This window comes from Anaerobacillus sp. QJM3NY_32, from assembly GCF_056173645.1.
Genome location: NZ_CM149684.1, coordinates 2,555,276 through 2,575,946, shown reverse-complemented (window position 1 = coordinate 2,575,946; position 20,671 = coordinate 2,555,276). Strand labels below are relative to the sequence as shown.

Below are 20,671 nucleotides of genomic sequence, written 5' to 3'. Positions count from 1 at the left end.
AGATGGGACGAATGATAGAATATGATCTAATTGTAATAGGCGGGGGTTCTGGTGGACTGACTGCTGCATCTGGTGCAGCCAATATGGGAGCCAATGTGGCCTTAATCGATGATCAGCCAGGTTTAGGTGGTGACTGTCTTCATTATGGGTGTGTCCCATCAAAGGCTTTTATTACAGCTGCTAAAGAAGTTCATGCTGTCTACAAGGGGGCAAAAGAATTTGGCCTTACGGTGAGCGGTGAAGTGCTCTTTAGTCGTGCTATAGATCGCGTGAAAGAAGCGATTAGTGAAATTCAAGAAATTGATAGTGATGAGCGCTTTGAGAAATTAGGGGTAGATATTTATCGAGGCAAAGGTTCATTTAAAGATAGTCATACAGTCCTCATTGATGGCAAGAACCCCATCAAAGGGAAACGTATTGTGATTTCCACAGGATCAAGCCCGAAAGTTCCCCCAATTGACGGAGTGGAACATGTTTCTTATATTACGAATGAATCAATTTTCAATTTAGACCATTTGCCTGAAAGCATCGTTTTTATAGGTGGCGGTCCTGTTGGACTTGAGCTTGCTCAATCTCTCTCAAGATTCGGCTCAAATGTAACTATATTAGAAACCTCTGAGACCATTTTGAAAAAAGAAGATCATGATATTATTCCAATTGCTACGAAGGAATTGGAGAAAGAACTTTCATTTATTTTTAAAGCAGAAGTAAAAGAGATTAAAGAGGAAAACGGTTATAAAGTTGTGGCGTATATAGAAAATGGCGAAGAGAAAACTATCCAATCAGAAATGATTATGTTTTCAACTGGTAGAAAGCCTAATACAGATAAATTGAATTTAGAAGCGGCCTCAGTAGATGAGGACAATGGATTTATTAAAGTTAATGCATCATTACAATCTAGCCAATCCCACATCTATGCAATTGGTGATGTGAATGGTGCCTTTCCTTTTACACATGGAGCTGGTATGGAAGGGAAACTTATTGTACAAAACGCAGTGTTTGGATTAAAGAGAAAAGTAAACTATGAGAACGTTCCATGGGTTACCTATATAGATCCTGAGGTCTTTCACCTTGGAATGACTGAGAAAGAAGCGAAAGAGAAACATGGCGATCAAATTCGCGTTTTCAAGGTTGGTACGGAAGATGTCGATCGATTTATAGCTGAGCGCAAAAAAAATGGACTTTTAAAGGTCATTACAGACATGAAAGGGCATATTCTAGGTGCTCATGCTGTTGGTGAAGATGCTGGAAGCTGGATGCAAGAAATTGTTTTTGCGAAAGAACATGGTCATAAAATCGGAGACATTTCTACAGTTATTCACCCATACCCAACGAAAGGTGCTATCCTAAATCAAGCCGCTGATTTATTCTGGAGAGAAAAATTATTTGATGGTTGGCTTCCGAAGGTGTCAGAAAAATACATTAAATGGGTTCGATAAAGAATTAAAGGAGGAGAAGGTTGAAGAAACTGTTGTTAATTGGAGCGGGACATGCTCATCTTCACATAATGAAGAAACTTCAGGAAGAAAATGGAGAGCATGAGGTGACACTCATTTCTCCATCGGAGTATCAATATTATTCTGGAATGTTCTCAGGCTATCTTGAAGGGCTATATAACAAAGAAGATATGCGAATACATATTCCAACATTAGCAAAAGCGGCAGGCATTCATTTTACGGAGGGTGCAGCGTTATCTATAGATGCTAAAGCAAAAGTTGTGTTAACGGAAAAGGGCGATATTCTCTCATATGATGTTCTTTCCGTAGATATCGGCTCATTAACAGCCGGAATTGAAGTACCTGGCGCTAGAAAGCATGCTCTCCGCATCAAACCTAACTATCGTATCGAGGAAGTCGCGAAGGCAATGCAGGCGGCAGAAACCCCTGTCGTTGTAGGTGGTGGCGCTGCAGGTGTTGAAATGGCTTTAGCTCTCACTGCAAAAAGAAAACTTGAGGATAAAAAACCGGTGGCATTAATTTCTCATTCACCATTGTTAGAAAATACTTCTGCTAAAGCGCAGGAAAAAATCAAGCAAATTATGCAAGGTAAAAGCTTGCCACTTTATTTGCAAGAAAAAGTGGCAAATGTAACGTCAAGTCAGATTATCACAACAACTGGTAATCAAATTGCTTATGATGAAGTGCTATGGTTAACTGGACCAAAAGCTCCAGGTATATTTCGAACTTCTCAATTACCAGTTGATGAAGCGGGTTATTTACTTGTAGAAGATACACTACAAGTGAAGGAGTATCCGGCCATTTTTGCGGCAGGAGATTGTGCTTCTATCCGCCAGTATCCGGACCTTCCTAAAGCCGGTGTAGTAGCCGTGCGACAATCAGATATCCTTTGGGCAAACATTAAGGGGTTTCTGAATGATGCGAATGGACGGCGTTTCCAACCTAAGAATGCATACTTATCGATTCTTTCTACTGGTCAAAAACAGGGATTACTGTTATATGGGAGAATAGTTCTTCACCATCCTCTCTCATGGAAATTAAAAAATAGAATAGATCAAAAGTTTATGACCACATACAAGACGAATGTTTGAGTAACGCCCCACTTAGAGGTGTATTACAATAGGACTTTAAGAGGTCTTCTTCATAAAAAACTCTCTTTCTTTAAGAAAGAGAGTTTTTTTATTGAAAAAGGATGTTAATGAACGTTGCTGATTTTTGGCTCATGTACGCTCTGTGATTAAATTGCACTCGAATGAGCCAAAAATCGAGAATCAAAAGTATAAGCTAATGTAGTTTGTTGATAAAAAATATAGGTATAATCTTCATTAATTCATACATAAAGACCGCGACTTTATGAGTGGAGGTGAGCAAATTCTGTCGGATATTTGTGCTGAAAAAAGAGGGGTTGACGAAACGATTGCTAGCGAAAAATGACAAATTGGAGTGCCTTTTCAATTTTTTTGGCATTTCGATAAAAGGCTATTTGAACAAACTCCTCCTTTATGCTGACATCCGAAAGATATAAAAGCGAATTTTAGGGACTTTGTCATAAGTAAATTACTTGAGTAAGAATCGATGCTTCTATAGTCCTTAACCCCTAAAGACTATTAAAAAACGATATTACTCATCAAAATGATTCAGAAGCAGGACAATCGTCATTTTTTTATATTAAAAGTACTTTGAGAGAATTGAATCATTTTCTGAAAATTTCGTCATTTTTGTTTGGGTTGTGACAAATCCTGGTATAGCATATTAAGTGAACCCGGCAATACAAAAGGAGGGCAGAGTGTAAACACAAAACTAATAATTAGGGAGGAAGAAATTTGAGAAAACGAAGCAAACGTAAAATCGTAGCTCTTTTTGCTTGTTTTATTCTCCTCATCACGAGCTTCATACAACCAGCGATGCAAGTGAACGCGAAAAGTGATTCTTCTGTATCCATGAATGATGAAGTGAAACGCGTTGATCAGAAGGTAGCGAAAGCATTTGAGAAGAACGAAAAAGTAACGTTCTTGATTAAATTTGCAGAACAAGCTGATACGACAAAGGTTGCGAAAGAAGCTGAAGAAAAGGCTAAGAAAAACAACTTAACTTCCTTTCAAGCTGAAATCACTAAGCGATCAGCTGTTGTTAATGCGTTAAGAGCTACGTCTATTGAAACACAACACTCTGTGTCCACATACTTAGAACAACAAGAGAAAAAAGGCAATGCAGAAGACATAAAATCATTTTACATCGTAAACGGTATGGCAGTAACAGCAACAAAAAAAGTGATGAACCAACTAGCATCATTTCCTGAAGTGGATAAAATACTTCCTAACGAGATCAGGCAGATTCAGCCAATTCCAGATAAAACGAAAACTAAGGCTAAAACGACTGCAGATACGAACTCAATTGAGTGGAATATTGATCGAGTAGGTGCTCCTGAAGTATGGGATATGGGAATTGATGGGGCAGGGACGGTGATCGCTAACATTGATACCGGTGTTCAGTGGGATCATCCCGCTCTTATGGAACAGTATCGAGGATATAGTTCTGAAGGAGTAGATCATGAATTTAACTGGTTTGACGCTGTAAGCGGAGAAGCCGCCCCATATGATGATCTCGCACATGGGACTCATACAATGGGAACTATGGTTGGCGCTGAACCGGATGGTTCGAATGAGATTGGCGTCGCTCCTGGGGCAAAATGGATAGCGGTAAAAGCTTTTAGCGAAGACGGTGGAACAGATATCGATCTTCTTGAAGCAGGAGAATGGATTATTGCTCCTAAGGATGCAGAAGGCAATCCACACCCTGAGAAGGCTCCTGATGTCGTGAACAATTCTTGGGGAGGCGGACCTGGGCTTGACGAATGGTATCGCCCAATGGTTCAAAATTGGCGAAATGCAGATATATTCCCAGAATTTTCTGCGGGTAATACAACACTATTTAATCCCGGAGGTCCGGAGTCAATCGCAACACCAGCAAATTATCCTGAGTCATTTGCTACGGGAGCTACAGATATCAATGATGCTCTTGGAAGTTTCTCTCTACAGGGACCATCCCCATATGATGAAATAAAACCTGACGTTTCAGCTCCTGGAGTTAATATCCGTTCTGCGGTACCAGGGAGTAGCTATGAAGGAGGGTGGAATGGTACGTCGATGGCTGGGCCACACGTATCAGCGATCGCTGCTCTCCTTCGTCAAGCAGATCCATCGTTGACGGTTGATGATATAGAAGACATCTTTTTAAACACCGTCACACCACTTACAGACGATGAATTCCCAGATTCTCCGAATAATGGTTACGGTTATGGATTAGTGAATGCATTTGACGCTGTTTCTTCTGTTATGAGTGGGCTCGGTACATTAGAGGGTGATGTGATGAAAGAAGGAAGCGATGAAGAAGAGCCCACGTATCAACACGATGCTCCTGCAGAAGCTTATGCTCAGATGGAATTTCCTCTTACCGTCACAGCGACAGATAATGTGAGCGTAACGAGTGTAGAGCTTGAATATGATCATAACGGAGAGTGGACGTCAACTGAAGCAACAAGAATTGATGGGAACTATCTTTCTGGATCCTATCAAGCTATTATCCCAGGTGACGCCGTCAGTGAACCTTCCGTTAGTTACAGGTTTAAAATCGAAGACTATGGTGGACATGTTGTCACAACGGACGAATATCAGGTAGAAATTATCCCTGGTATCTCAACAGGATACGAAACGGACTTTGAATCAGAGCCAGCTGGATGGATGAGCTGGGGAGAAAATAATTCATGGGAGCGGGGGACGCCAACGGTTGGTCCTGAAGCTTACTCTGGAGAAAAGGTTTATGGAACCAACCTTGATGGAGCTTATGACAACAGTGCTAACATGACGCTGATGATGCCTCCTATCGATTTACCAGAAGGTGAAGCTTATCTTCAATTCAATCAATGGTATGAACTAGAAAGAAACTATGATTATGGTCATCTCTTCGTTTCAACCGATCAGGAAAATTGGGAAGCTCTTGCGGAGTATAATAATCTTTCTGATGAATGGGTGAGTGAAGAGGTTGATCTATCAGCCTATGAAAATCAGCGGATTTATTTAGCTTTCCACGTCGAGACGGATGGTAGCGTGATGAAGCAGGGCTGGTATATTGACGATGTAAGTTTATCAGCAGAGCCGATGGAAGTCGCCGCTAAGAAAAAGAGCGCGAAAGTTTCTGTTCAGCCTGAAGAAAAATCTGCTAGTGCCAAAGCGAAAGAAAAAGTTAATCCTGACAAGTTAAAACCTTCACCGCTTGTTGCAAATCCAGTTAAAGAGAAACCATCACCTACACCTCAAGCTCTGCCGCTTCAAGCAGAAGTGTCTATTCTTGAGACAGGGCGCTCTGCAACAACGAACTTGGAAGATGGAAGCTATTCCATGACTCATGCAGCAGGGGACTATACAGCTGTTGCAGAAGCATATGGCTACCAGTCAGAGACTCAGGAAGTGACGATCGTAGATGATGAAGTGACAGAAGCTGACTTCACATTAGAAGCGATACCAGAGGGAGAAATCGAAGGAACAGTCACGAATAGTGAAACAGGAGAGCCAATCCAAGATGCAACTGTTTTATTAGTAGAAGATGCTGCTATAGCACCCGTGCAAACGGATGAAGAAGGACATTATTCATTAACAGGTTATGAAGGGGAGTATACGTTAAAAGTTCTTGCGGCCGGTTACTATAGCGATACATTTAACGTCACTGTGGAAGCGAACGAGACCGTTGTACAGAATGCTGATCTTTCCCCATTCATCGGATATGCAGGGGAAATCGGGTATGACGATGGTACTGCTGAAAACGCAAGAGCGTTCTATGATGCTGGGAACGGTTGGGCTGTGAAAATGTCGCTAGCAGAAGGTCAAGAACGTGCGCTTGTGACTGGAGGGTTATTTAGATTCTGGAATACGGAATGGCCAAATCCAGGCGGCACAAATTTTAAAGTCGAAATTCATGATGCATCAGGTCCGGATGGAGCACCAGGTAAGAAACTCGCTGGTCCAATTGACGCGACTGCTCTTCGAAATGGCGAATGGACGATGGTTGATCTGTCTGATCAAGGAGTGATCGTAGAAGGTGATTTTTATCTCACTTATATTCAAGCGGATGCCAATCCAAATGCTCCGGGTCTTGCAACAGATGAAGACGGAGAATATGTCGACCGAAGCTTTCAATATGTTAGCGGCGCATGGTCGAAGGCTCCTGAAGAAGAAGGGAACTATATGATCCGTGCAGTCGTGGATTATGAACTAACAGCACCAATGATTACATCTCCAAAAGACGGTTCGTATACAAACAAGAATAGCATTGAAGTTGACGGTGAAACGGCACCAATGACAGACGTTCATGTTATGAAAAATGGCGAAGAAGAAGCTGTTACAACTTCTAATGAAGAAGGTGATTTTACAACAGAAATCCAATTGAGCAATGGTGAAAATCAGTTAACAGCTCGTGCATCGACTGATCGTGGGATGACGGAAGAATCTGATACTGTTATGGTTACTTTAGATCAAACAAAACCGGAATTAACGATCACATCTCCTAAAGATGACTGGAAAACAAATAAAGGATCCGTAACAGTTAAAGGTGACGTTCATGATGATAATCTTGCTTGGGTAAAAGTTAACGGAACGAAAGCGAAAGTAGAAAATGGTGCATTTTCACATCGGATGCTTCTCGAGCAAGGTGAGAACATTATAAAAGTAGTGGCGAAAGACAAAGCAGGAAATAAAACGAAAAAGTCGATCAAAGTTTATTCCCAGCAAGAAGAATTGGTCATTAATCAATTAAAACCAGATCAAAATAAAGATCTTCAAGCGGGAGAATCAGTGAAAATTGAATTCGATAGCTCTCCAGGAATAAAGGCTACTTTCTCAATTCGTATGCCGCTAGTGAATCCAACGATGATGCCTTCAAGTATGACTGAATTTCCAATGATGGAAGTATCAGAAGGGCATTATGTCGGTTACTGGACAGCTACTTCGAATGTGGTGGCTGAAGGTGCTGAGATCGAAGTGAAAGTGAAAGATTCTTTTGGCAACGAGACACGAAAAACAGCGGAAGGATTACTAAATATCAATACGAAAGAATAGTTTAAACCATTGAAAAAGCAGGCAGTCTAAATAGACAGCCTGCTTTTTTGATTTGTCCGGTATTTTATCAGATTTCATCTTAAGCAATGTATAAGCATATGATCGGCGGTGGTTTTTCTTGTCATTTCTGATAAAATAAAATTCAAATTAATTGTCAAATGTGGATTTGCAACTTCAAATGTGCAAAGATATTGTAAAGACGTTTATAATGGAGAAGAAGCAAATTGCTGAAAAGGAAATGATGATATGGCTTTACGATATGCTCTTCTTGGATTACTCACAAAGAAACCATCAACCGGATATGAACTAACACAACAATTTAGAGAAACGATGATCCATTTTTGGTCTGCGCATCATACACAAATTTATCGTGAACTTGGAAAGATGGAGAAAGAGAAGCTAGTAAGCTTTGAAATTGTTCCGCAGTTAGATCTTCCAGATAAAAAGATCTATTCTATTGAAGATAAAGGATACCGTCTTCTCATTGAATGGCTTGCTCATCATACTGTAGACCCACCAAAAATGAAAAACGAACAATTGATGCGTGTTTCTTTATTTCATCTTATTCCAAAAGAAGAAGCGATCCAATTCCTAAAAGAGAGTAAAGAGCATCACCAAATGGTGCTTGATCATATGAACAGCTGGAAAGAAGTAAATGCAGTTGATCATAGAATAGAGAAAGATCGTCTGGGGGAATACCTTACGCTTGAATACGGTAGGCGTCAGATGAAAACCTGGATTGAGTGGTGTGACTGGGCTATTGAGTTTATAGACGTTATTATAGAAGATAGTGGAGAGGAGAGATAACATGAGAGTGACTTTCACAGATCAAGCGATCGAGAAATTAGAACATGATTCTGAGGGTTATATGAAGTTACATTATGACATCGAAGATTGCGGGTGTGTAGTGAACGGTGTTACGCAATTAGTAAATGATTCCGCTCAGGGTGATTTTAATATGACGCTTGAGTCAAATTTCAGACCTGTATTGATTCAGAAACAATATAAAGTGTTTTTTGATAAAGAAATGAAAATTGATTTTCTTCCGAAACACCAGTGTTTTATGCTTATAAGTGATAGTGAAATCATTAACCCGAGAATGCGATATATAAACAAAGGATAACGATTAGGGGGATTTACTAGAGTGACGTTTTTGATGTATTTTGTTATTTTTTTCGTAGTATTTATGATCGTAAAGGGAGTTTTGAATTTATTTAAAGGTCAAAAGATGGATCGAATTACGGTTATCGGTGGACTAATTCTAGCTCTAATCTATAGTATTATTTTAACTATAGTAAAAGGATAAAATAAGCACACGTCTGTGTGCTTATTTTATTTAGTTTACCATAATTTTTTTATGACTACTTTAGGGAAGCTTCCTTTTCTTTATTATATAACGTTCGATAAGGTGTTAGGATGGGTCTTGATAGGTGAGGCTCAATCCCATCAATAGCTCTCATTAGTTTTTCTAGATCAATACCTGTTTTGATACCCATTCTCTCCAACATATAGACAACACTTTCTGTTGCAACGTTGCCTGTCGCTCCTTTGGCGAAAGGGCAGCCGCCAAGTCCGCCTACTGACGTATCAAATCTTGAAATTCCAGCTTGGAGACATGCATAGATGTTAGCAAGTGCCATACCCCTTGTATCGTGGAAATGAGCTGTTAACAATGTTGACGGTAATTCTTTTACAAGTTGGCTAAAAAGGTTGTGTGATTCATCAGGAGTGGCCATTCCGTTAGTATCTGCTACGCTTAATTCATCTACGCCTGCATCAACAAATTGACGGCAAACGTCAACCGCATCATTTACTTTTATTTTTCCTTCATATGGACAATAGAAAGCAGTAGAGATGCATGCACGAACGAAATAACCTTCTGCTTTTAATTCTTTGACTAAAGGAATTAGCTCATTGAGTAGATCCTTTGTCTCTTTATTGCTATTCTTTTGATTAAAGGAGTTACTAACACCAGCAAAAAGTGCTATCGATTTCACGTTCGTTTCTTTAATCCTCTCGACCCCTTTACGGTTAGGGGCTAAAACGAAGTTTCTTGTACCGTCAAGGCAAGTACTTACTATTTCACTGGCATCTTTCATTTGGGGAACCCATTTAGGTGATACGAATGAGGTAATCTCCATTTCTTTCATTCCGGCTGTTTTTAAGGCTTTGATGAAACGGATTTTATCATTTGTTTTGATCTGATTTAGTTCATTTTGAAGTCCATCTCTTGGACCAACTTCAATGATTGTTGCATGTTGTGGTAGCAAAACATTCATCACCTTTCTTTGTAAGCGCTATCTTTAATTAAAACAAAGGATCGGAAGTCTTGCAAGATAATCGTTTGAATAATGGAAATTCTCGCTTGGAGGAAGGAGTTTTTTGAATTAAGTAAGAATTATGTAGAAGAGAGTCATAGATACATAAGGAGGAAATCGAAATGAGTCGAGATGTTGTAATTGTAAGCGCTGTCAGAACGCCGGTAGGTTCATTTAATGGTTCACTAAAATCTATATCAGCTACAGAACTTGGGGCCGCTGTCATTAAGGGAGCGATCGAAAAAGCTGACTTATCAATAGATCAGGTGGAAGAAGTCATTATGGGAAACGTTCTACAAGCGGGTCTCGGACAAAATCCTGCACGTCAGGCTGCGATTAAAGCGGGAATCCCAGTTTCAACTCCTGCGATGACAATCAATAAAGTATGTGGTTCAGGATTGAAAACCGTTCATCTAGGAGCTCAATCTATTATGCTTGGCGATCAAGATATTGTTGTCGCTGGTGGGATGGAGAACATGAGTCAGGCACCTTATTTATTAAACGGAGCACGAGAAGGCTTACGAATGGGTGACCAAAAGATGGTGGATAGCATGATTCAAGATGGATTATGGTGCGCATTTAACGATTATCATATGGGTGTTACTGCTGAGAACCTGTGCGATCATTATCAGCTAACAAGAGAAGAAATGGATGAATTTGCTGCATGGAGTCAACAAAAAGCACAGGCTGCAATTGAAGAGGGGCGTTTTAAAGAAGAGATTCTCCCGGTTTCTATTCCGCAGCGAAAAGGTGACCCTCTTTTATTTGATACCGATGAATACGTTAAACCAGGAACAACGGCTGATAAACTTGCAAAGTTACGCCCAGCTTTTAAGAAAAACGGTGGGGTTACGGCAGGAAACGCTTCTGGTATTAACGATGGCGCAGCCGCTGTTGTTTTAATGAGTAAAGAAAAGGCTGATGAGCTTGGAATAGAATACCTTGCTGTTATTCGCTCAAATGCAAGTGGAGGTGTAGATCCAAGCGTAATGGGGTTAGGTCCAGTTCCTGCTACGAAGAAAGCACTTGAACGTGCGGGGCTTTCTATGAGCCAAATGAATCTTGTAGAAGCAAATGAGGCTTTTGCTGCACAGTCTCTTGCCGTTGGAAGAGATCTTGATTTTAATAAAGAAATCTTAAACGTAAACGGTGGGGCTATTGCACTTGGTCATCCGATTGGCGCAAGTGGCACTCGAATTCTAGTTACTCTACTACATGAAATGAAACGTAGAAATGAGCGGTTTGGTCTGGCTACACTTTGCATTGGTGGAGGACAGGGCGTAGCAACAATCGTTGAACGAACTTAAAAAAGATATGGAGGTTTAAATAAATGAAGCCAGTACTTGATACGTTTGAAGAAGCCGTACAAGACATTCAAGATGGAGCAACGATTCTAGTTGGTGGGTTTGGCCTTGTAGGTATACCAGAAAATTTAATTCTTGCATTAAAAGAGAAAGGAACAAAGGACTTAACAGTCATATCGAACAACTGTGGAGTTGATGACTGGGGCCTGGGATTGCTCCTTAAAAACAGACAAATAAAAAAAATGGTAGGTTCCTATGTTGGAGAAAATAAAGAATTTGAAAGACAGGTGTTATCCGGTGAATTAGAAGTTGAGCTCATTCCTCAAGGAACGCTAGCAGAGAGAATAAGGGCAGGCGGTGCTGGCATTCCAGCGTTCTATACTCCAGCTGGCGTGGGAACACCGATAGCAGAAGGAAAAGAAGTCAGAGTATTCAATGGTAAAGAGTACTTGCTTGAAGAAGCCATTCAGGCAGATTTCTCATTTGTTCGTGCGTGGAAAGGGGACATAATGGGGAACTTGGTCTATAACAAAACGGCACGTAATTTTAATCCTATGATTGCTGCAGCAGGTAAAGTGACCATAGCTGAGGTAGAGGAATTAGTAGGTGTAGGAGAGTTATCCCCTGATCAAATTCATACTCCAAGTATTTATATTCAAAAGGTTATTGTGGGTGATCAGGAAAAGAAGATTGAGCGATTAACAACGCGATAGGAGGATCATAATGGTGAAAGTAGATAAAGCAGCAGTTCGTGAAAAGATTGCAAGACGTGCTGAAAAAGAAATTCTGGATGGCTTTTATGTGAATCTAGGAATTGGAATGCCTACGATGGTAGCTAACTATATACCAGAAGGCAAAAAAATAGTGCTTCAATCGGAAAATGGCCTTCTTGGAATCGGACCTTATCCAACTGAAGGTGAAGTTGATCCTGATCTTATTAACGCCGGGAAAGAAACAGTTACAGCGATGCAAGGAGCATCCTATTTTGATAGTGCAGAGTCTTTTGCGATGATTCGTGGAGGACATATTGATGTTGCAATACTAGGCGGAATGGAAGTCTCAAAAGATGGTAACCTCGCTAATTGGATGATACCTGGAAAGATGATTAAAGGTATGGGGGGGGCCATGGATCTTGTGCATGGGGCGAAAAGGATTGTTGTCATTATGGATCATGTGAACAAAAACGGAGATCCGAAAATTTTGAATTCTTGTACCCTCCCCCTAACAGGTCAAGGCGTTGTTAATCGAATCATTACGGATCGGGCTGTTTTTGACATAGCGGATGAAGGGCTTGTGTTAAAAGAAGTTGCCATTGGCTATAGCATTGAGCAAATTCAAGCTTCAACAGAACCGGATATTATTATTAGCGATCCAATATTAGATGCCTTTTAATTTATGAAAAGAGAAGGAAAGAGCGCAGTCATTTGACTGCGCTCTTTATTTAATTACCGATGCTTATCGTACACATTCACTTTTGAAACGTCACGTATTTTCTGAACTTCATCAGGTGTTAAGTCTGGAGCATTTTGTGCTGTAATATTTGCGAGAAGTTGCTCACTGCGACTAGCTCCAGGAATTACTGTAGCTACAGCGGGATGAGCAAGAGCATATTTTAGTGACGTTTGAGTTAAATTGCGCTTATCCCCTTTTATTTCAGAAATTTGCTTAACAGTTTCAAGAACGTCGAATTTAGAATGGTCGAGAAATCCGTCTTCTTTTACTTTTTCCTCATATTGATCAGTTAACATGCCTTTAGCAAGCGGTCCCCTAGCAATGACACTGATGTTGTTTTCATGCAAATAATCTAGAATTTCTTCTTCGGGTCTACGATCAAGAATGCTGTATTGCATCATAACTGATGCGATAGAAGATTTTTTTACAAACTCTCGGATGACATTTGGCCGTATACTTGAAATACCATATTCGATAATTAATCCTTCTTGTTTTAATTCTTCAAAAGCTTCAATGGTTTCATCGAATGGGTCCTCGATTGTACCACCGTGTAGCTGAAAGAGATCAATGTGATCTGTTTTCAATCGTTTTAAACTAGCTTTTAGTGCTGATTTAATATGTTTTTTTGATGGATCCCAGTACCAGCCTTCTTTTCCTTCTTCCCAGTGGTTCCCTGCTTTCGTAGCAAGTACGACTGAATCCCGTCGATCACGAAGGGCTTCTCCTACTATTTCTTCATTTAGACCGAAGTCATACAAATCAGCTGTATCGATAAATGTAACGCCGTTATCAATTGCCTCATGAATAAGCGAAATACCTTTCTCTCGATCAGTGCCAAGTGACATAGTACCTAATCCAATTTCGCTAACGTTCAGTTTTGAGCTTCCGAGTTGATTGGTTTTCATTGCATTCCATACCTCCCATTTTTAACCTGTATTAAGTGTATCGTGATAGGAGGATTCATGCCAATCATATGCTGATTACGATGTCTTGTTACCTGATAACACACCTGCTATAGTAAACATAATGGGAGGCGGTAGAATGGCAACAGAAGCGCTTTTAATTATTGATATGAGCAATGATTTTGTTCATGATGAGGGAGGACTTACTTCAGGCAAGAAGGGACAGGAGATTGTTCCTAGCATTATTTCACTTGCCACAACGTTTATTGAGGAAGGCAAGGAAGTTGTGATTTGTATGGATGAGCATGAAGAAGAGGATGATCACTTTAATATCTGGCCCGTACATAATGTAAGAGGAACGTGGGGACAGAAGTTATATGGTGAATTACAGCAGTGGTATGAATCCAATAAGAAGCTTCCGAATGTCACGTTTGTTCCTAAGCCAGAATATGATGCATTTTATGGAACGACTCTGGAAGAAATACTCAAATCACGTCGCGTAGAAACTGTTCATCTAGCAGGAGTATGTACAGATATTTGCGATTTTCTAACTGCTTATGGTGCTTACGCAAGAGGATTTAGAACAGTTGCGCATTCATCGTGTATGGCAACGTTTACCGAGCATCATAACGTATTCCTTGAGCAAATGAAAAATATTTTCAAAACGGAGATTCGTTAAACAAGAAGAGGCTGGGACATAAATAGCCTAAATTACTGAAAAAAAGGTCCCGTTCATCGGTTTTTGATGAACGGGACCTTTTTTGGCGTGTTTGTTCCTATTCTTTTTAGCTTTGTCGGTAATCTTGGCGGTGTACTTTCTCAAGTTCACCGCCATGAGCGCAAAGCCTAATTCATTTTTGACTTTTTCTTTGCCCCTAACGGACATTCGAGTAAAACCCAAATTAGCCTTCAGAAATCCAAAAACTGGTTCTACGTCAATTTTCCGTTGACCGTAGATTTTTCCCGTTTTTTCTTCTGAAAGCAGTTCTCGAATGATTTTCTTTTGCTCTTCCCATTGGGCATTATAATAGATCTTTCGATTGTTCCCTTCCTGCGCTTTGGTACACTGCGAACGAAGAGGACAATCTGAACAGTCATCACATTCATAAACCCTGAATTCCCGTGTGAAACCTCCACGATCGGTGCGATGAGAGAGGTGACGGAACATCAACTGTTGTCCGTTCGGACATATGAACGAATCCCTTTCCTCGTTGTAGGCCCAGTTGGCTGTGTTGAATTCATTCTGCTTGAAACGCTTCTTTTTCTCGGTGCGATAGGTACTGTATGTTATCAGTGGCTTGCGCTCACGATTCTTCAAAATATCCTTATAATTTTCTTCGCTTCCATAACCGGCATCGGCGACGATATAGTCAGGGAGTGTAAAAAAGTCGTTCTCGATATGGTCGAGAAAGGGACGTAATGTACGTGTATCCGTCGGGTTTGGAAAGATATCGTAAGCGAGCGTATATTGTCCTTCTGTCGCAATTTGGAGATTGTAACCAGCTTTTAATTGCCCGTTTTTCATGTGATCTTCTTTCATGCGCATGAAAGTGGCATCGTGATCAGTCTTCGAATAACTGTTGCGTTCTTCGAAAATGGCCATGTCGGTCTCGTATTTCTGTTTGCGCCCTACGATATCTTTCAACTGCTTGAGGGATTGCTTCGGCCCTTTTCGCTCGGACCGAAGTTTTTTTCGCTCGTTTACCTCTTCACTGGCGTCAATCTTCTCACTCAATTCCTCCACCTTATCTTCCAGCTTTTCTTCGATTTTTAAAAGCTCTTCAATGGAGAGTTGTTCCGGATTTTCTCGCTTGATCTCAGGAATGATTTCGTTTTCAACCAACTCATCATACATTTGGTTCGATTTTTCGATCAGACTGGCACTATACCTTTCAACAGACTTGCGCCAAACAAACGTAAATTTATTGGCGTTCGCCTCAATTTTGGTTCCATCAATAAAAATCGCTTCCTGATCAATCGCCTCTTCTTTAACCAAATGACATCGAAACTGAACGAAGCACTCGCGAAGAAGCTCCATAGCTTCGGGATGGACACGGAAGCGATTGATCGTACGGTAACTCGGTTCATAACCTTGAGACAACCACATCATGCGAACGCTATCGTAAAGAAGGGCTTCAATCTTTCTTCCTGAAAAAACCGATTGCGTGTACGCACATAGAATCACTTTCATCATCATACGTGGATGATAAGAGGGACATCCTGTATCGCGTAAAAAACGTGAGAAAGCTTCATCTGGAATCTGTTCGACCAGGTCGTGAACGGCATAGGCAATATCATTTTCTTGAAGTTTCATTCCTAAATCCATAGGTAAAATCACTTGATTCATGTTATACTCTTTAAACATAAGGGCACCTCCGATGGTTATTGTGTGGTAACTTTAATTTTATCAGATGGTGTCCTTATTTTCTTATTAAAATGAGATGAAAAACATAAAAAGAGTGGCCCGCGAACAACTACGTTGTTCGCGGGCCACTCTTTTTTTAATTTATCGGGTTTTGTCCCAGCCTCTTCTTGTTGTTTTCTTATTGTATTAACCTTAGGTGTGCTTTAGTTCGAACAGCAGGAGCCTGAATCCATTCTTCAATCGTTTCATAATGATTCATATAATGTCTAATCATTAATTGAATCTGCTTTGGTTTTCCTACCATTGTGACACCGTTTGGCTGAATATAGACTTTCATAAACAGAACCTCCTAAATAGTTCGATACATTAATGGTTTTAGTCTTTTCCCTATTATCTGTCTCATGTGATAGACTTTATGTATCGATTTGAATTTTTAGAACCAGGAGATGATGAACAAATGGACCATTTATATGAAAAGACCTTGCATTCAGAAACGATTTACGAAGGTCGAATTATTGACTTACGAGTGGAAGATGTTGAGTTACCAAATGGGAAACAAAGCAAGCGTGAATTAATTGATCATCCTGGTGCTGTTGCGGTTATTGCAGAGACGTCGGATCATAAAATTTTAGCTGTCAGACAATATCGTAAAGCCCTTGATAAAGCTATCGTGGAAATCCCAGCTGGGAAACTTGAACCAGGGGAGAAACCTGAAGTTACAGCAGTTCGTGAATTAGAAGAAGAGACAGGATATACGTGTGACTCACTTGAAAAAGTGATTTCATTTTACACATCACCTGGTTTTGCAAATGAACTTGTTCATTTATACGTAGCAAAGGGATTAGAGAAAAAAGGAGAACAATCGGCTGATGAAGATGAGTTTCTTGATGTTCTTCATTTAACAATAGAAGAAATGGAAAAGATGGTAGAAAGCCAGGAAATTCATGATGCTAAAACCGCTTATGCTCTCATGTATTTACAAATGAAATTGAAGTGATTACATGAAATCATGTTATGCAGATTTTCATATTCATATCGGGAGAACTAGAACGAACAAACCTGTTAAGATAACTGGTTCAAAAACGTTAACACTATCTCATATCCTTAATGAAGCTAGTGCAAGAAAAGGGCTTGATATGGTTGGCGTGATCGATTGCCACGTTCCTGAAGTTATGAAAGAGATAGAAGATTATTTGGAGAAGGGTGAATGTTATGAATTGAGTGAGGGTGGAATTCGGTTTGAATCTCTCACTCTCATTTTAGGTACAGAAATCGAAATCTATGATGAGAATTGTCAGGGTCCTATTCATGTACTAGTTTATTTGCCTGATTTAACAAAAATGAAACATTTTTCAGATTGGCTAAGAGCTAGAATGACGAACATTACTCTAAGTTCTCAACGCATATATGAAAGAGCGGAGGTCATTCAAGAAAAGGCAAAAGAGCTTGATGGTTTATTTATACCTGCCCATATATTCACACCATTTAAGAGCCTATTTGGGAAGGGAGTCCATCAGTCAATAAGCGAAGTTTTTGACCTAAACAATATTGATGGAATTGAATTAGGTCTTTCTTCTAACACACAGATGGCAGACCAAATTGAAGAACTTCATCGTTACCCATTTTTGACGAATTCAGACGCACATTCCACACAAAAAATAGCTCGAGAATATCAATGCTTATATTTAAAACAACCCACATTTCTTGAGTGGAAAAAGGCATTACAAGGCAAATATGACCGGAAAATTGCAGCGAATTTTGGATTGGACCCAAAATTAGGTAAATATTATGAGACCATATGCTCTAAATGTAATTCTCCAGTTAATCAGTTGGTTTGCGATTCATGCGGAAGTAAGAAGATTATAAAAGGGGTGGCGAATCGAATTCAAGAATTGAGTTCAGCGTCGACGTGCCCTGTTCGTCCTCCATATGTACATCACGTTCCTCTAGACTTTCTACCAGGGGTTGGACCAAAAACTTTCGAGCGTCTATTAGATTCTTTTAGTACGGAGATGAATATTCTTCACCGGGTGACTGAGAGTGATCTGACCGGCGTTGTGGGAGAGTCACTCGCTCATATGATCGTCCTTTCAAGGAATGGGCAGCTTACTTTAGAACAAGGTGGGGGTGGAACATACGGTAAAGTTGTAAACCAAAAGAGATAATCTATCGATCAGTCATACGTTCAAAATCCATTTCATAGACTTTACCAAAGGTCGTATGAAGGAGGAAATCGTATGAATCGTAGCCGACATCTGAAGCAAATGATATCAACTCATCTATCAGATCATTTATCTCTTTACACATTTATTGCCGTATTGTTCCTCATGGGCATTGTATTCGGAGCCGTTATAGTCAATAGTCTAAGCTTCACTCAAAAAGAAGATCTTGCTGTATACTTGGGGCGTTTTTTTGGACAGGTATCAGATGGACAGTTCGCAACATCATCTGAAATGTTTCATCAAAGCTTAACTCATTATGCCAAATATATTGGTTTGATGTGGCTTCTAGGACTTACGATTATTGGTCTTCCAATTGTACTAATTATGCTCTTTCTAAAAGGGATAGTTGTTGGTTTTACAGTAGGTTTTCTTGTGAATCAAATGAGCTGGAAAGGCTTCTTATTGGCATTTGTTTCAGTCTTTCCACAGAATATTATAGCGGTACCCGCGATGGTGATCGTTGCAACGGCTTCTCTAACTTTTTCGCTTCGACTGATGAGGCAATTATTTATGAAACGCAGAATAGAACCGATTCTTCCTCCATTCTTAAGGTTTTCAGGACTAGTTATATGTGCGCTAAGTTTTCTTTGTCTAGCAGCATGGTTTGAAGCTTATTTATCACCAGGATTGATAAAGGCCGTAGTGGAAATGAAGTAAATTATATTCATTATCAAATTAAAATCATTACAACATTAGGTTGATAATGATTTTAATTTGACACCGATTTCCCTACTGCTTATAATGAAAATGGCATCGATCGAGGGAGGGAAATGGGACATGGAAAGCAGAATCGATCGAATTAAGAAACATCTTCATTCTCAAAGCTATAAGTTAACGCCCCAGCGAGAAGCAACCGTGCGGGTACTTCTTGAGAACGAAGAAGACCATTTAAGCGCTGAAGATGTGTATCTTTTAGTAAAAGAAAAATCTCCTGAAATTGGATTAGCAACTGTATATCGAACGCTTGAGTTATTAGCTGAATTGAAAATCGTTGATAAAATTAATTTTGGTGACGGTGTTTCAAGGTTTGACCTCAGGCAAGAAGGCGCTGCCCATTTTCACCATCACTTGGTTTGTATTGAGTGTGGTGCAGTAGATGAAATACAAGATGATTTACTTGGTGATGTAGAAAAGGTAGTTGAGAATGATTGGAACTTTAAAATTAAAGATCATCGCCTTACATTTCATGGGATCTGTCACCGTTGTCAAGGACAGGAAGATAAAGAACAGCCGGAGCAAGCCGTTAATCATTCATAATTGTAATAGAAGACATTTAAGAACCTGTATCTCCTAACGATGTATAAAATTCTCTATCCCTGGCATATCTTTTACTAGAGATGGAGGTGCGTTAGTTTGAGAAGGGGTTTATTGCTTGTTTTAGATACAATGAAAGTTTTCTTACTGTTCACAGGTTGTACATTACTGTTTTACTTTGGCATTCTCTGGGTAAATCAAGAGTACCAGAATTATCATCGGTATGATGTGCCACAAGGAAAAGCAGTGAAAGTCGTTCAAATGGAATCGGGTATTCAACACACTTTCCTTGAAAGGCTCAATTTGTTTTACCAGACAGGTGAATAAGGAGCGTTTACAATGGAAGATCAGGTACAGGATTTTTTGCACTATTTGATAGTTGAGCGGAGCCTGTCCAAAAATACTCTCGATGCATACAGGCGAGATCTCGCTCAATATCTAAAACACATAAAAGAAAATGAGAACATTTCCACTTTGGATGAAGTGCGACGTGTGCATATTGTTAATTATCTCTATACGCTAAGAGACAGTGGAAAAGCATCTACTACAATTGCTCGAAACATTGCTTCTATTCGTGCCTTTCATCAATTTTTACTTAGAGAAAAGGCAGTGGATCAAGATCCCTCTGTACATATTGAAACACCAAAAACAGAGCGGAAACTACCTAAGATTTTGTCAACAACTGAAGTAGAGCAGCTGCTAGAGGCACCCGATTATTCGACTCCTTTTGGTAAACGCGATCGCGCTATGCTTGAAGTATTGTATGCAACAGGTTTGCGTGTGAGTGAACTCATTGATTTGAAAATGGAAGATGTTCATTTAACAATGGGTTTTATTCGAACGATTGGTAAGGGGAATAAAGAACGAATTGTGCCTTTAGGTAAGATGGCAAGAGATGCCTTAACCATTTATTTGGATGAAGGTAGAGGGCGATTAATGAAGAAGAATAAAAACGAAATGCTTTTCTTGAATCATCGTGGTGAAAGCCTATCGAGACAAGGTTTCTGGAAAATTCTTAAAAAGCTTGCATTGAAAGCTAACATTTTAAAACCTCTTACCCCCCATACACTTAGACATTCATTTGCAACACACTTACTTGAAAATGGAGCGGACCTTAGAGCAGTACAGGAGCTTCTCGGACATGCAGATATTTCAACAACACAGATCTATACACATGTAACTAAAGCGAGGTTGAAGGATATTTATTCAACTTACCATCCAAGGGCCTAATAGGAGGCTTTCTCCAGAAAGAGATCTGGTCATTGGCCAGATTTTTTCTTTTTTCTG

The 20,671-nt window shown here is 39.9% G+C and carries 20 protein-coding genes; 16 read left to right on the top strand and 4 right to left on the bottom strand.

Going from position 1 to position 20,671, the window contains the following annotated elements; genetic code table 11:
• The first annotated feature begins 11 nt into the window (after positions 1–11).
• The 6 genes from AC0VYH_RS13545 to AC0VYH_RS13520 all read left to right on the top strand — a co-directional run bounded on the left by AC0VYH_RS13545 (position 12) and on the right by AC0VYH_RS13520 (position 8,873).
• Positions 12–1,439, top strand: a complete 1,428-nt coding sequence (locus tag AC0VYH_RS13545; protein ID WP_475367693.1) for a dihydrolipoyl dehydrogenase family protein — start codon at positions 12–14, stop codon at positions 1,437–1,439.
• Between the two features lie 20 nt (positions 1,440–1,459).
• Entirely contained in the window at positions 1,460–2,548 is a 1,089-nt protein-coding gene (locus AC0VYH_RS13540; RefSeq protein ID WP_475367692.1) for an FAD-dependent oxidoreductase, read from the top strand.
• 732 nt (positions 2,549–3,280) lie between these two features.
• Positions 3,281–7,567, top strand: coding sequence for a S8 family serine peptidase (locus AC0VYH_RS13535; RefSeq protein ID WP_475367691.1), 4,287 nt, complete (start codon positions 3,281–3,283; stop codon positions 7,565–7,567).
• Between the two features lie 246 nt (positions 7,568–7,813).
• A complete protein-coding gene (locus AC0VYH_RS13530) occupies positions 7,814–8,374 on the top strand; it encodes a PadR family transcriptional regulator (protein ID WP_430246090.1) in 561 nt (186 codons plus the stop codon).
• A 1-nt stretch (position 8,375) separates the two neighbouring features.
• Positions 8,376–8,690, top strand: a complete 315-nt coding sequence (locus AC0VYH_RS13525; protein WP_475372623.1) for an iron-sulfur cluster biosynthesis family protein — start codon at positions 8,376–8,378, stop codon at positions 8,688–8,690.
• Positions 8,691–8,711: 21 nt separating this feature from the next.
• Entirely contained in the window at positions 8,712–8,873 is a 162-nt protein-coding gene (locus AC0VYH_RS13520; protein WP_430246093.1) for a hypothetical protein, read from the top strand.
• Between the two features lie 55 nt (positions 8,874–8,928).
• On the opposite strand, the gene AC0VYH_RS13515 is transcribed toward AC0VYH_RS13520, so the two are convergent.
• Positions 8,929–9,846: a hydroxymethylglutaryl-CoA lyase gene (locus AC0VYH_RS13515; RefSeq protein WP_475369065.1), complete on the bottom strand. Its 918-nt coding sequence runs from the start codon at positions 9,844–9,846 to the stop codon at positions 8,929–8,931.
• A gap of 161 nt (positions 9,847–10,007) precedes the next feature.
• Between AC0VYH_RS13515 and AC0VYH_RS13510 the strand changes: the two genes are divergently transcribed.
• The 3 genes from AC0VYH_RS13510 to AC0VYH_RS13500 are packed head-to-tail and all read left to right on the top strand — an operon-like array spanning position 10,008 to position 12,581.
• Positions 10,008–11,192 (top strand): acetyl-CoA C-acetyltransferase, encoded by a 1,185-nt coding sequence (locus tag AC0VYH_RS13510; protein ID WP_475372622.1) that lies wholly within the window; start codon positions 10,008–10,010, stop codon positions 11,190–11,192.
• A 23-nt stretch (positions 11,193–11,215) separates the two neighbouring features.
• The gene (locus AC0VYH_RS13505) at positions 11,216–11,902 is read left to right on the top strand and encodes a CoA transferase subunit A (protein WP_430246099.1); all 687 of its coding nucleotides are present in this window, start codon (positions 11,216–11,218) and stop codon (positions 11,900–11,902) included.
• Between the two features lie 10 nt (positions 11,903–11,912).
• The gene (locus AC0VYH_RS13500; RefSeq protein WP_430246101.1) at positions 11,913–12,581 is read left to right on the top strand and encodes a CoA transferase subunit B; all 669 of its coding nucleotides are present in this window, start codon (positions 11,913–11,915) and stop codon (positions 12,579–12,581) included.
• Between the two features lie 53 nt (positions 12,582–12,634).
• Here AC0VYH_RS13500 and AC0VYH_RS13495 read toward each other — a convergent pair whose 3' ends face one another.
• Positions 12,635–13,546, bottom strand: a complete 912-nt coding sequence (locus AC0VYH_RS13495) for an aldo/keto reductase (RefSeq protein ID WP_430246103.1) — start codon at positions 13,544–13,546, stop codon at positions 12,635–12,637.
• A 136-nt stretch (positions 13,547–13,682) separates the two neighbouring features.
• On the opposite strand from AC0VYH_RS13495, the gene AC0VYH_RS13490 reads away from it, so the two are divergent.
• Positions 13,683–14,222 carry a cysteine hydrolase family protein gene (locus AC0VYH_RS13490; RefSeq protein WP_475372621.1) on the top strand — a complete coding sequence of 180 codons (540 nt, stop codon included), beginning with the start codon at positions 13,683–13,685 and terminating at the stop codon, positions 14,220–14,222.
• Positions 14,223–14,249: 27 nt separating this feature from the next.
• Here the strand turns inward: AC0VYH_RS13490 and AC0VYH_RS13485 are convergent, their stop codons facing one another.
• Entirely contained in the window at positions 14,250–15,908 is a 1,659-nt protein-coding gene (locus AC0VYH_RS13485) for an IS1182 family transposase (RefSeq protein WP_430247159.1), read from the bottom strand.
• A gap of 178 nt (positions 15,909–16,086) precedes the next feature.
• Entirely contained in the window at positions 16,087–16,245 is a 159-nt protein-coding gene (mciZ, locus tag AC0VYH_RS13480; RefSeq protein ID WP_194222006.1) for a Z-ring formation inhibitor MciZ, read from the bottom strand.
• A gap of 120 nt (positions 16,246–16,365) precedes the next feature.
• Between mciZ and AC0VYH_RS13475 the strand changes: the two genes are divergently transcribed.
• The 6 genes from AC0VYH_RS13475 (at position 16,366) to xerD (ending at position 20,614) form a co-directional block, all read left to right on the top strand.
• A complete protein-coding gene (locus tag AC0VYH_RS13475; RefSeq protein ID WP_475373791.1) occupies positions 16,366–16,905 on the top strand; it encodes an NUDIX hydrolase in 540 nt (179 codons plus the stop codon).
• A gap of 4 nt (positions 16,906–16,909) precedes the next feature.
• Entirely contained in the window at positions 16,910–18,073 is a 1,164-nt protein-coding gene (locus AC0VYH_RS13470) for an endonuclease Q family protein (RefSeq protein ID WP_194222005.1), read from the top strand.
• Positions 18,074–18,145: 72 nt separating this feature from the next.
• Complete coding sequence (gene spoIIM, locus AC0VYH_RS13465) at positions 18,146–18,787, top strand: stage II sporulation protein M (RefSeq protein WP_194222004.1); 642 nt, start codon at positions 18,146–18,148, stop codon at positions 18,785–18,787.
• 120 nt (positions 18,788–18,907) lie between these two features.
• Positions 18,908–19,387: a ferric iron uptake transcriptional regulator gene (fur, locus tag AC0VYH_RS13460; protein WP_194222003.1), complete on the top strand. Its 480-nt coding sequence runs from the start codon at positions 18,908–18,910 to the stop codon at positions 19,385–19,387.
• Positions 19,388–19,483: 96 nt separating this feature from the next.
• Positions 19,484–19,711, top strand: coding sequence for a YqzK family protein (locus AC0VYH_RS13455; RefSeq protein WP_371018615.1), 228 nt, complete (start codon positions 19,484–19,486; stop codon positions 19,709–19,711).
• Positions 19,712–19,723: 12 nt separating this feature from the next.
• Positions 19,724–20,614, top strand: coding sequence for a site-specific tyrosine recombinase XerD (gene xerD / locus AC0VYH_RS13450; protein ID WP_475372620.1), 891 nt, complete (start codon positions 19,724–19,726; stop codon positions 20,612–20,614).
• The last annotated feature ends 57 nt before the right edge of the window (positions 20,615–20,671 follow it).